The organism is Rhizohabitans arisaemae (genome assembly GCF_025996515.1).
GTDB lineage: Bacteria > Actinomycetota > Actinomycetes > Streptosporangiales > Streptosporangiaceae > Rhizohabitans > Rhizohabitans arisaemae.
On record NZ_BLRH01000060.1, the window covers coordinates 385,853 to 398,065 of the forward strand.

General features: G+C 68.8%; 7 protein-coding genes. 2 read left to right on the forward strand and 5 right to left on the reverse strand.

What is annotated here, in order from left to right:
- Positions 1–72: 72 nt before the first annotated feature.
- The gene (locus tag RUR_RS30205) at positions 73–873 is read right to left on the reverse strand and encodes a CDP-alcohol phosphatidyltransferase family protein (protein WP_283138618.1); all 801 of its coding nucleotides are present in this window, start codon (positions 871–873) and stop codon (positions 73–75) included.
- A 496-nt stretch (positions 874–1,369) separates the two neighbouring features.
- Here RUR_RS30205 and RUR_RS30210 point away from each other — a divergent pair, with 496 nt between their 5' ends.
- A complete protein-coding gene (locus RUR_RS30210; RefSeq protein WP_283138619.1) occupies positions 1,370–2,830 on the forward strand; it encodes a stealth family protein in 1,461 nt (486 codons plus the stop codon).
- Here the strand turns inward: RUR_RS30210 and RUR_RS30215 are convergent.
- The 3 genes from RUR_RS30215 to RUR_RS30225 are packed head-to-tail and all read right to left on the reverse strand — an operon-like array spanning position 2,825 to position 10,542.
- Positions 2,825–6,253: a bifunctional glycosyltransferase/CDP-glycerol:glycerophosphate glycerophosphotransferase gene (locus tag RUR_RS30215; RefSeq protein ID WP_283138620.1), complete on the reverse strand. Its 3,429-nt coding sequence runs from the start codon at positions 6,251–6,253 to the stop codon at positions 2,825–2,827. The genes RUR_RS30210 and RUR_RS30215 overlap by 6 nt on opposite strands.
- Before the next feature lie 21 nt (positions 6,254–6,274).
- Positions 6,275–7,003 carry a class I SAM-dependent methyltransferase gene (locus RUR_RS30220; protein ID WP_283138621.1) on the reverse strand — a complete coding sequence of 243 codons (729 nt, stop codon included), beginning with the start codon at positions 7,001–7,003 and terminating at the stop codon, positions 6,275–6,277.
- A gap of 11 nt (positions 7,004–7,014) precedes the next feature.
- Positions 7,015–10,542: a bifunctional glycosyltransferase/CDP-glycerol:glycerophosphate glycerophosphotransferase gene (locus tag RUR_RS30225; RefSeq protein WP_283138622.1), complete on the reverse strand. Its 3,528-nt coding sequence runs from the start codon at positions 10,540–10,542 to the stop codon at positions 7,015–7,017.
- Positions 10,543–10,870: 328 nt separating this feature from the next.
- Here RUR_RS30225 and RUR_RS30230 point away from each other — a divergent pair, with 328 nt between their 5' ends.
- Positions 10,871–11,635, forward strand: coding sequence for a polysaccharide deacetylase family protein (locus RUR_RS30230; protein ID WP_283138623.1), 765 nt, complete (start codon positions 10,871–10,873; stop codon positions 11,633–11,635).
- 4 nt (positions 11,636–11,639) lie between these two features.
- Here the strand turns inward: RUR_RS30230 and RUR_RS30235 are convergent, their stop codons facing one another.
- Positions 11,640–12,197, reverse strand: coding sequence for a hypothetical protein (locus RUR_RS30235; protein WP_283138624.1), 558 nt, complete (start codon positions 12,195–12,197; stop codon positions 11,640–11,642).
- Positions 12,198–12,213: the final 16 nt, after the last annotated feature.

The window sequence follows — 12,213 nt, forward strand, 5'->3', positions numbered from 1 at the left end:
GACAAAGATTGGCCTGTCGGACGGCATTTGAGGAACCCCCAGATTCTTCGGTGACAATAACGGCGGAACGAGCTACCTGACCCCCGCCGCAGCACGCTGCTCGGGTACCGCCAAAAGCTCTCGGGACCGCGTCTTCGCGATCACTCGCTCGCACTCCCGTGCGGCCAGCCACAGCCGGTAGACGATGACGAATTCAAAGGTCATCAGAATCGCGCCGATGGTTCCGGCGATGGGAATGAGCGCCGACGGCCCGAGGATCGGGGCGACGATGAACACCGCCATGTGAAACTCGATTCCGCTGATGACATGGCTGCGGACACGGCGCCGCACGAGTGCGATACGAAATCGGTTGAACCATGGAAAGCGCGCATGGAATCCACGCTGCAAATCAATCATCGAGGTCTCCGCGGCTATCTTGCGCGGATCGGCCTCGGGTGATTCCCGCAGGATGTCGGTGACGAAGACCGGACCGGCGCTGCGGTCCTTGCCCATGGCCTCCGCGGTCCTGTTCTTGATCGCCTCGTTGACTCGGAAGACCCGCATCCCGTTGATGTACCGGAAGAGGTCGAGAACCGTGATCCCCGCACCGAGCAGCAGATACGCGACGTCTCCGGTCATCTGGTACTGCCCGAAGGCGAGTCCGAAGGAGCAGAGCGCCACCCGGACCCGGTCGACCACGTAGTCGAGCCAGAGGCCGAACATCGTCCCGGTCCCCTTGAGCCGGGCGATCTTCCCGTCCATGCAGTCGAAGACGAAGCTGAAATGGAACAGCACCGCGCCGAGTACCAGCCAGTGCCAGCCGCCGAGGGCGAAGACCCCGGCCGCGGCAGTGCCGAGAAGAAGCGACGCACTTGTGAGCTGATTTGGGGTCACCGATGTGTGATTTGCCGTGAACAGGACAAGCCTGCATGCCAGCGGATCAACGAGAAATACGGTCCACCAAGCGTCGCGAGCTTTGCATGTGCTGCGCACATCATCCAGTGAGAACATCGGCATACATGCCAGGATGACTACCGCCCGCTGGGAAACTGAGGCGACTGGTAACCGACGGGCAATCTCATTACCGCTTCTTGACCAGAGGTTAGCGCCGATTCATCATTCCTCGCCCTTGGGAGGATTCATGCACGATAACGCCGTTAAGCCCCGGGCGCCGAGGTCGGGGACCCCGACCGCCGTGGGTGGGGATCCGGGGCGCCGGAAAACGGGGCGCCGGAGCGCGGAAAGTCCTGCGAAAACGCTATTAAATAAGGCAATTCGCCGGATTGCCGAGCTGCGTTTTCGCCGTGGTTGCCCGGACCTCTTCGCCGACCCCGACCTCGTCCTGCTGAAGGCCGGCAACCGGCTCCGGCTCGTCCGCCGATGCCGTGGCGTGGCCCCGGTCCAGGCCCGGCGGGACACCCTCGAACTGGTCCGCACCGCACTCCAGGCCGCCCGGCTCCCGTACTTCCTGGTCCGCAACTCCTCGGCGCTCACCTCGACCGTGGCCGTCTCCACCAGGCACCGCAGCGCCGCGCTCGCGGCGCTCGCCGCCACCGCCGCGTGCCGGCCCCTCTACATCTCGTCCGGGACCGACCCGGGAAGCCCGCGGCTCGGCGCCGCCCGCGGCAGTTGGCGCGGCCTGGCCGAGGTCCCGATACTGCACGTCGCGCTGTACTTCGCGCCCCCCACCGGCGGCTGGGTCCTCGGGCCGGAGTACGGCTGCACGGTGGAGTTCTGGGAGGAGCGCGGCGGCGAACTGCGCGCCCCGCAGCCGAACCTCGTCACCGAGGCCATCCCGGTCGCGGGCGAGCTCGTCCAGGCGGACGAGACCCTCTTCACCTGGCTCACCGACGACGAGGACAGTCCGGCCCCCACCCGCACGGAGTTCGTCGTGCCGCTCGTCGACGACATCGGGTTCCCGGTCGACGCGGTCTACACCTGGGTGGACGGCGACGACCCGGCCTGGCGGGCGCGCCGGGACGCCGTCCTGGCCGGCTGCGCCGACCTGCCCCCGAACGAGCACTCGACGACCGAGGCCCGCTACACGAGCCGGGACGAACTCCGGTTCTCCCTGCGCTCCCTGGCGGCCTTCGCCCCGTGGATCCGCCACATCTGGATCGTCACCGACGGCCAGGTGCCCGCCTGGCTGGACGTCGACCACCCGAAGATCAGCATCGTGGACCACAAGGAGATCTTCCAGGAGCCCGACGCCCTCCCGACGTTCAACTCACACGCCATCGAGACGCAGCTGCACCACATCGACGGCCTGTCCGAGCACTTCCTCTACCTCAACGACGACTTCTTCCTCGGCCGCCCGGTTTCCCCGCAGATGTTCTTCCACCCCAACGGGATCCCCCAGTTCTTCACCTCCCGGGCCCAGGTGCCGCTCGGGCCTCCCCTGCCGGAGGAGTCGCCGGTCCACTCCGCGGCCAAGAACAACCGGCGGCTGCTCCACCAGGCCTACAGCCGCTCGATCATGAACAAGATGAAGCACGCCCCCTACGCCCTGCGCCGCAGCCTGCTCGCCGAGATCGAACGGCGTTTCGCCGCCGAGGTACGGGCCACCGCGCACCGGCGGTTCCGCTCAAGCACGGACGTGTCGATGGCCTCCTCCCTCCATCCGTACTACGCCTACCTGAGCGGGCGCGCGGTGCACGGATCGATCGAGTACACCTATGTGGATCTCTCCGTGGCCCGCACGCCCGCCAAGCTCCGGCGCATCCTGGCCTGCCGGGAGTACGACGCGTTCTGCCTCAACGACACCGACGCGACCACGCCCGAGCAGGACGCCCGGTTCCGCAGGTTCCTGGAGCGGTATCTGCCGGAGCCGAGCCCGTTCGAGCGGTCATGACTCCAGCAGCCGGTCGACGACCCGGGCGGAGGCCTTCCCGTCGTCGAAGGGGCAGTACTTCCCGGTGAAGCGGGCGTACCGGCCGGCGTAGGCGGCGGGGTCGAGGGAGCGCAGGGCCGCGATGACCTCATCGGAGGTGGTGAGCAGCGGCCCGGGTGCCTCGGACTCCAGGTCGAGGCAGAACCCGCGGACCTCGTCCCGGTAGCGGGCCAGGTCGTAGGTGAAGAACACCATGGGGCGGCCGGTGACCGCGAAGTCGAACATCGCCGAGGAGTAGTCGGTGACCAGCACATCCGCGATCAGGTACAGGTCGGCGATGTCCGGGTAGCCGGCGACGTCGATCGCGTACCGCGCGAGCGCGGACCGATCCGTCACCAGGTAGTGGGTGCGCAGGAGGATCACGTGGTCCTCCCCGAGCGCGGCGTGCGCCCGCTCCAGATCCAGCTCCAGGGTGAACAGGCGCGTCCCGTGGTTGACCTGATGGTCGTCCCGCCAGGTCGGCGCGTAGAGGATCACCCGCTTCCCCTCGGGGATGCCGAGCCTGCGCCGGACCGCCGCCGCGACGGCGTCCGCCCGAGGCGCGAGCAGCGCGTCGTTCCTCGGATACCCCGACTCCAGGATCTCCCCCTCGTAGCCGAACGCCCGCCGGAAGATCGGGGTGGCGAACGGGCTGGGCGAGATCAGCAGATCCCACTTCGGCACGTCGTACTCCAGCCAGTCCAGCAGCTCCACCCGGCGGTACGGCATCCGCGCCAGATCGCGGCCCAGGCGCTTGAGCGGAGTGCCGTGCCAGGTCTGCAGATACATCTGCCCAGGCCGTTTGGTGTACCAGCGGGGCGCCGTACGGTTGCCCACCACAAACCGCGCCACCCCCAGCGCCTGCTCGTGCTCGCGGCTGCCCTGCAGCACGGTACGGACGCCGTCGGGGACCCGGAACTGCCCGTCGGCGGTCACCCAGACGCACTCCACCCCACCCCGCCGGGCCAGCTCCTCCGAGATCGCCCGCGGGTTGCAGGCGTACTGCCGGCCGCCGTAACCGTCGAAGACGGCGAGCTCGGCCCGGGGCGAACGGTGGTGCCGGGCGGTCGAGCGCAGCCGTACCTCCGCGTAGCGTCCCCGCTCGTCCGGCCGGAGCGCGGGACGCACCCGCAGCCCCAGGGTGTCCCCCTGCTGCGCCCGGACGCTCACCTCGTGCACCCCGGTGACATGCGGCCTCGGCAGCCGCTCCACCGCGGAACGGGCCACCGAGACGGCCGTCTCCCCCGAATCCCCGCGCACCAGCAGGTCCCAGGTCCCGCTGCGCAGCGGCAGGTCGCCCAGCGGATCCCCGACCGCGGCCGGGGTCAGCACCACGGTGAACCGGTCCCCCTCCCAGGTGACCGGGAACGTGTGCTCCTCGACGGAGCGGCGGTGGCGCAGGGTCAGCGAATCCGGGCGCCCGCCGTACTCGCCGGTCAGCACCAGCCGATCCCCCTCGAACCAGTCGATCCGGTCCACCAGCGGCCGGGAAACCCGCTCGATCGCGGCCAGGTTGCCGTGCCGGGTACGGACCACGGCCACCTCCCGGCCGTCCTTGACGTAGCGCACCGAGGGAAGGTCGCCGAGGACCGAGAGTCGGAACGTGGCCTCCGGCGCCTCGATCGACAGGTCCCAGTCGACCCCGTCCTTGATCTGGGCGGCGGCCAGGTCGCCGGGGTCCGGACCGGCGATCAGCTCCTCCAGCGGGAGCCGGGCCAGGAAACGTCCCTCCCGCTCCGACGACGCCGAGCCCACCACCCGGGTCACACCCTGCCGCCGGGTGGCGGTCAACGCCCCGACCTCCTCGCCCGCCCTCCCGCGCAGCAGCAGCTCGCCGCCGAGCACCGCGCACTCGGTGACGACGGCGGGGGGCACCGAGACCTTGATCGCGAAGCCGCCGTCGTCGATCGGATGGGCGAGCACCCCCTCGGCGATCTCCCGCCCGGACGCGGTGCCGAGCCCGGCCACCCGCCCGCTCCGCCGCACCCCGTGGCTTGCCACCGTGACGTGCAGCTCCCAGACCGCCCGCTGCGTCCCGAGCACCGCCGGGTCGACCTCGACGGCGAACCCGGTCCAGTCGTAGCACGCCGACGACCGCCCCGAGTCCGCGGTCACGTCGATCCGCTGCACCCGGCGCACCGTCAGCGGGATCCGGGTGCCGTTCTTGGCGTGCACCAGCCACATCCGGATCTCGCTCTGCGCCGGGGAGGCCACGTCCAGATGTTTGATCAGGGCGTGCCCCGCGATCCGCAGCCGCCCGTCGTGCCAGCGGGCCTCGTCGACCTTCGCCCGGAGCGCGAGCTCGTCCCCCAGCTCGAAGACCTCGTCGGGGACGCCCGTCCTGGCGTCGCCGAAGTAGGGGTAGCGGGCGTACCAGCGGTGCCGGAACAGGCCGCGCCGGACCACCTCGGCGTCCCTGATCTCCCCCCCTTCGAAGCGGAGCACCTCGCGCAGCTCGGCGACCAGACCCCGCCGCATCAGGTGCGCCTTGAGCCGCTTGATCACGGGGAGCTTGGCGAGCGCGGCCGGATCGAGGTCGTTCACGCAGTCCACGGCGAGCCTGACCAGCTCCGCCTCGTCGGCTTCGGCGACCGCGTCCAGCGCCTCGGCGAGCGCGGGCAGGTCGGAGCTCGCGATCACCTCGTCGTAGTGGCGTTTCAGCTGGGGGGCGGACTCGGCCAGGAAGGCCGAGACGTCCCGCACCGAGACGAGCCGATCGCAGATGTTGGCGAGTTCCCGGCGACGCTGCGTGATCGACCGCTCCCCCGCCGCACGGACCCGCCAGTAGTAGACGACGTCCTTGAGCACGTCCACCGCGGACGCCAGCACATGGGCGCGAACGGTTACCGGATGGTCCTCGTACATGCCCGATGGAAATCGAAAGGCATGGGTGTCCCAAAAACTCCGCCGAAACACCTTGTTCCACGCGGTCCGATCCTGGAAAAGTGTCGGCAATTCCGAGACGTGGGTTTTCTTCACCGTCTTCACGAACGAATCGATATGGGCGGCCGAATGGCTCGTCCCCCCCGATCCGAGCCGGCGCACCCCGCCGCAGGCGAGATCGGATCCACTTTCCTCCAGCGAACCGACGAGCAGTTCGTACGCGTGACGGGGTAATACGTCGTCGCTGTCGGCGAAAGCCAGATACTTTCCGGCCGCGTGGGCGGCACCCGTGTTACGGGCCGGACCGAGCCCGCGGTTCTCCTGTTCGACGAGACGGAATCGCGAATCGCGTTCGACGTAGGACTTTGCGATGACTCCGCTGCCGTCCGGCGATCCGTCGTCGACCAGAATGAACTCGACGTCCTCCAGTGTCTGTGCCGCCAGGGATGCCAGGCATTCCGCAAAATAGTTTTCGACGTTGTAAAAGGGCACTACGACACTGAGCAGCGGGGGCATGTTCATCCACTCTCCCGAGGGTCCCGACTATTTCTGGATCGCGCGATAGGCCGCCCGGAGTACCCTGGCCCCCGCGATCCGCTGCCTGCTCATCCGCAGCTGCGGCTGGTACACCGCCCAGCCGAGCAGGGCGTGCTGCCAGGGCGCGGGATCGCCCCAGGTGCCGTAGAACTTCTGACCGCTCAGGCAGATCGGCCGGAGTCCCGCCACGAAGACGGCCTCCCAGACCGCGGCGGCCACCCCGGGCGTGTGCTCGGTGCGGTAGTCGTCCAGCACCACGATCCCGCCGCTGTCCAGCACGGTGCGGGCGGCGACGATGTCCCCTTTGACATGCTCGTACAGGTGGGAGGCGTCGATGTGCACGAACCGGCAGGTGCCCGGCCGCACATGGTTGAGGATGGTGGAGCTCGGCCCCTGCACCACGCGCGGCAGGGCCGGGTGGAAGGCGCGGTAGTTGGCCTCGAACGCCTCCCGCTGCAGCGTGGAATACGAGTCGCTCATCTCCGAGCGGTTCGCGGCGTCGGGTGCCTCGGATTCGAAGAGGTCGCAGACCGTGAAGGTCTCCCCCTCGCGCAGAAACCGGCCGGTGAAGATCGCACTCTTACCGAAGTACACCCCGAGCTCCAGAAGGTCACCCCGGATGTCACGGATGGCCTGGTAGTTCAGGAACCATTCGAAGAGCAGCTGGTCCGCGTGCGGAAACCAGCCGGTGACCTGGTCTAGCGTTTTCGGGCCCGCTGTCGCGACGACCGTCATCGTGTGTCCTTTCAGCTGTTGAGCATGCGGTTGACAATGCGTGCCGAGGCTTTCCCGTCGTCAAACGGGCAGAATTTCGCGACGAACGCCGAATACGGCTCCGCGTACGCCTTCTCCCAGGAGTCGACCTCGCGCAACGCCGTGACGACGTCGTCGGTGGTACGGAGAATCGGCCCGGGCGCCGCGGCTTCGAGGTCGAAATAGAACCCGCGGACCTCGTCGCGATAACGCTCGAGGTCGTAGGCGAAGTAGACGATCGGGCGGCCGGTGTTCGCATAGTCGAACATGGCCGAGGAGTAGTCGGTCACCAGTACATCGGCTACCAAGTACAAATCCGCAATATCCGGATAAAGCCCGACATCGATTACAAAGTCTGGATATTCCTCGTAGCGGCGATCGGTGATCAAATAATGCGTGCGGAGCAGGAGCACATGGTCCCGCCCGAGCGCCGCCTGGACCCGCTCCACGTCGAGTTCCAGATTGAACAGCCGCTTCCCCACCGCGATGTGCGCGTCGTCCCGCCAGGTCGGGGCGTAGAGGATCACCCGCTTGCCCTCGGGGATCCCCAGCCTGCGCCGTACACTCCGCTCCCGCTCCTCGCGTGAGGGGTGGAAGAAGACGTCGTTGCGCGGATAGCCGTACTCCACGATCTCGCCCTCGTACCGGAAGGCGCTCCGCATGATCGGCGTCGTGAAGGGGTTGGGCGAGACGAGCAGGTCCCACCGGGGTACCTCGCGCTCCATCCAGTCCAGCTTCTCGGTCCGCTTGTACGGCATCTCGCGCAGGTCGAAGCCGAGCCGCTTCAGCGGGGTGCCGTGCCAGGTCTGCACGTACATCTGGCCCTCGCGCTTGACGAACCACGGCTGCTGCCCGTAATTGCCGACGACGTAGCGGGCGTGCGCCAAGGTCTCGTAGTACTCCCGCGTGCCCATCAGCACCGTCCGGGCCCCGTCCGGCGGGGCGAACTGCCCGTCCTTGGTCACCCAGACCGACTCCAGCCCCTCCCCCCGCGACCGGATCTCCTCGAAGACGGCCCGCGGGCTGCAGGAGTACTGGGCGCCCTCGTAGCTCTCGAAGACCACCACGTCCCGGAGCGACTCCTTCCGGGCGGCCGGGTAGCGCCGGTCGCGCAGGCGCGTCTGCAGGTAGCTTCCCCGCTCGTCCTCGGCGAGGGCGGTGCGGACCCACAGGTGCAGCGCGTCGGTCTGATGCACGTGCACCGTGAACTCGTGCACGCCCAGCGTCCGTGGACCGGGGAGCGCGCCGAGGTGCCGCCGGTCCAGGGCGACCGGGACCTCGCCCTGCGGCATCGCCGCGAAGACGTCCCAGCTCCCCGAGGCGAGCGGAAGCGGGCCCCCGAGGCCCGGCATGCGATCCGGGGTGAGCTCGACGCTGAACCGATCCCCCTGCCAGCGGACGGGCAGGCGGTGCGCGTGCCCGCTGCGGCGGCGCCGGGCGATCAGGTGCTCCGGGCGGTCCGCCCAGCCGGGCAGGTCGCCGCCGAGGATGAGGCGCCCCTGCCCGCTCCACTCCACCCGGTCGATCAACGGCCGGGTCGCCCGCTCCACGGCGCTGAAGTTGCCCCGGCGGGTGGTGACCAGCACGACCTCCCGCTCACCGGCGAGGTGACGGGGGAGGGACAGGTACTCGGCGACCCCCAGCCGGATCCGTTTCCCCCCGGCCAGCACGGAGAAGTCCCAGTCGATCCCGTCGCCGACGGCGGCCCCGAGCGAGGTGTCCCCGGTGAGGTCGGCGGCGGGCGGCTTCGCCCGTACCACCAGATCGGCGAGGGGAAACAGGGTGCGGAACCCGGTGGGCCCCGAGGAGGCGGGGGTGACCTCGGCGGCGGCTTCGACGACGGCGCCGGTGAGCCGGCTCACCGCGACGACCTTGAGGCCCTGCGCGGCGTCCCCCTTGGACCAGCCTTCCAGCTCCAGATGGCCGTCGGTGAGCTGGCACGAGGTGACGAGCGCCCGGGGAATCCTGACGTCGACGACCAGGTGGTTCTCGTCGTCGACCGAGGACTGCACCAGCACCCCGGTGGTCACCGCGTGCCGCCGGGGCGTCCGGGCGTGCACGTTCCACGGGCCGGCTACGGGTGAGGTCCGGCGGATCCCGGGGCCGGTGAGCGAGGCGTGCAGTTCCCAGGTCCACTGCCGCCACTTGCCGTTCTCCTTGAGCCAGGTCGGATCCAGCTCCGCGGTGAAGCCCGCCCAGTCCAAGCAGACCGCGGACTGGTCGGAGTCCGCGGTGATCTCGGGGCGGTGGACCTGCTCGACGGGCAGGTTGAGTACGGCGCCCGTCTCGCTCTCCCGCAGCCAGACGCGGATCCGGTGCCGGCCCCGGGTGGCGAACTCGACCCCGGGGACGTAGGCGCGGCCGGTCAGCCGGAGCTTTCCGGCGCTCCAGCCCATCTGATCCACCCGGGCGCGTAGGGTGAGCTCCCGCCCGATGTCGTAGACGGTGTCCGGAACGCCGCGCCGCCGGTCCCGGAAGTAGGGGTAGTCGGCGTACCACTTCGCGCGAAAGCGCCCCTTGCGCACCGGCCGCCGGGATACGGACCCCTGCTGTTCGTGGGCGATGACCTCCAGCAGTTCGGGGACCATCCGCCGGAGCGCGAGGTGGAACTTGAGCCGGCGGATCGCGGTGAGGCTCTCGAACACGGCGGGCTCGACGTGCTCCAGATAGGGGTTGATCAATTCGAGGAGGGGTTCCCGCTCGTCTTCGCCGACCAGGGCCATGGCGTTGACCGCGAGGTGGAAGTCGACGTCGAGGACGGACTTGTCGAATCCGGGCTTGATCTCGGGGGCGTGCTCCATGATGAAGGCGCCCACCCGCTCGACCGCGGCGAGCCGGTCGGCGATGTTGGGCAGTTCGGCGGATCGCTGGGTGATGGAGAGCCCGCCCCCCTCGCGCATCCGCCAGTAGTAGACGATGTTGCGGAGCACGTCGACCGAGGAGGCGTGGACGTGCGCGGGCACGGTGACCGGGGAGTCCTCGTAGAGCCCGCTGGGAAACTCGAATCCGTGCCGGTCCCAGAACGAGCGGCGGTAGACCTTGTTCCATATCGTCCGGTCTTGAATGAGGGGAATGAATTCCCGGACATGGGTCTTTCGCCGTGATCGACGGAACGGCTCGACGTGGAGCCAGGATTTGGTCACCCCGGCCGCGCTGAGGCGCCGTACCCCGCCGCAGGCGATATCCGAGCCGGTCTCCTCCAGTGATCCGACCAGGAGTTCGTAGGCGTATCGCGGGAGAACGTCGTCGCTGTCGGCGAACGCGAGGTACTTCCCCTTGGCCGCTCTCGCCCCGTTGTTACGGGCTCGGCCCAGGCCTTGATTCTCCTGGACCACGAGGCGAAATCGTGTGTCCCGTACGGCATGGTTCTTCGCGATTACCGCACTGCCATCCAACGAACCGTCATCAACCAGAATAAACTCAATATCATTTAATGTCTGATTTGCAAGAGATGATAGACACTCTTCGAAATAGAGCTCGACGTTGTAGAAAGGGATGACGACGCTCAACAGTGGCGTCATTGCGAAAACTCCTCGACAGCTCGGGTTCGGGGGTCGGCGACTTCAGGGATCCCCTGAATCTCCTTAGCCAGCATGGTGAGCCGTCGCGCGCCGGGTTTTACGGCAAGCCACTCTGTGGCCGCTTCATGGCGAGTTCTTGACTTATGGCTGACGGCATTGACCGGCGGATCAGCGAGGGCGCACTGATCCGAACACCACTCGCGGCCACCGGTGGTCCGCTACGCTACGTTGCCGGTGCCACCTCCCCAAGAGCCCCAATGACCCCTTTGGTCACACCGGGGGTCGGCGCCTTTCCCATGTGCACGAGCGCAAGGAGCACCGGCCCCCCATGAAGAGGTTGATCGCCGCGGCGATCGGACTGATCGTCCCGCTCGTCGTCGCCACCCCCACCACCGCCGCTCACACCGCTCGCGCCGTGGCCCGCCCCGACTGCCGGCTGGTCGCCTGCATCGCCCTCACCTTCGACGACGGCCCCGGACCGCTCACCGACAGCCTCCTGGACACCCTCAAGCGGCACGACGCCGAGGCGACCTTCTTCGTCGTCGGCCGCAAAGTGGTCCTCCAGCCGGAGACCGTCCGGCGGATCGCCGCCGCCGGGCACGAGATCGGCAACCACAGCTTCAGCCACGCCCGGCTCACCTCCCTGCCCGACAGCGCCATCCGCGACGAACTCGCCGACACCCAGCACGTCATCGAGCAGGCGACCGGCCGCAAACCCCGGATCATGCGGCCGCCGTACGGCGCCACGGATCACCGGGTCTCCCTGATCAGCGCCGATCTCGGCCTCGCCCAGGTCATCTGGAACGCCACGTCCAAGGACTGGAAGACCCGATCCCGGCAGGCGATCATCGACCGCACGCTCAAGCACGCCCGGCCGGACGGCGTCGTCCTCATGCACGACACCGTCCCGGCCACGGTGTTCGCGCTGCCGACCATCCTGCGCACCCTCAAACAGCGGGGGTACCACCTGGTCACCGTCTCCCACCTACTCGGACGGGGACTCCGGCCCGGCGAGATCTATCCGCCGTCGTTCGAGTTCATCCCCCCGGAGGAGTCCGACCGGCTCCGCCTCCAGGCCTCGCCGCACCGATAGGCGCTCAGCCCGCCGCGTCCTCCTGGTCCAGCGGGATCGTGCGGAGGAACCCGAGGAGCCTGGCCACGTCGGCGTGGGTGAGGTCGATCGGCAGGACCAGCCGGGCCACCCGCCCCCCGGCGAGCGCGAGATCGTACTTGACGATCTCGTCGAACCGCTCCCGGAGTGCCGGATGTCCGGTACGGCCTGCGGCGGGCCGAGGATCGAAGTCCGCCGCCTCCGGCTCGGCCTCATCCTCCGGCTCCACCGGCCGACGGGTACCCGGGCCCCGCGCGTCCCGGAGGAAGTCGGCCACCGCCCGGCGGAACCGGGACCGGTACGCCTGCAGGGTGCTCCCGCTCAGCCGGTGTTCATGGAGCCGGGTGAAATCGCCGAGCGTCTGCTCCACATCCAGGCGGGTGACGTCGAGGGTCCGCCAATCCGGGTAGACCGCGAGCACCCGGGCGCAGGCCGAGCGCAGGGAGAGCGCGGTGTTCTCCGGGATGAAGCCGACCTGTGCCGCCGTGTGCCAGAACGCGACGAGGTCGCGCCCGGTGGTGCCCCGCCTTCTGCGCGTGCCCATGTCTCGATGCTGACAG

What these genes read in the sequence shown, in the direction of transcription:
- RUR_RS30215 (WP_283138620.1), bottom strand. Translation starts at nt 6,253, where the DNA reads ATGAACATGCCCCCGCTGCTCAGTGTCGTAGTGCCCTTTTACAACGTC.
- RUR_RS30220 (WP_283138621.1), bottom strand. Translation starts at nt 7,003, where the DNA reads ATGACGGTCGTCGCGACAGCGGGCCCGAAAACGCTAGACCAGGTCACC.
- RUR_RS30225 (WP_283138622.1), bottom strand. Translation starts at nt 10,542, where the DNA reads ATGACGCCACTGTTGAGCGTCGTCATCCCTTTCTACAACGTCGAGCTC.
- RUR_RS30230 (WP_283138623.1), top strand. Translation starts at nt 10,871, where the DNA reads ATGAAGAGGTTGATCGCCGCGGCGATCGGACTGATCGTCCCGCTCGTC.
- RUR_RS30235 (WP_283138624.1), bottom strand. Translation starts at nt 12,197, where the DNA reads ATGGGCACGCGCAGAAGGCGGGGCACCACCGGGCGCGACCTCGTCGCG.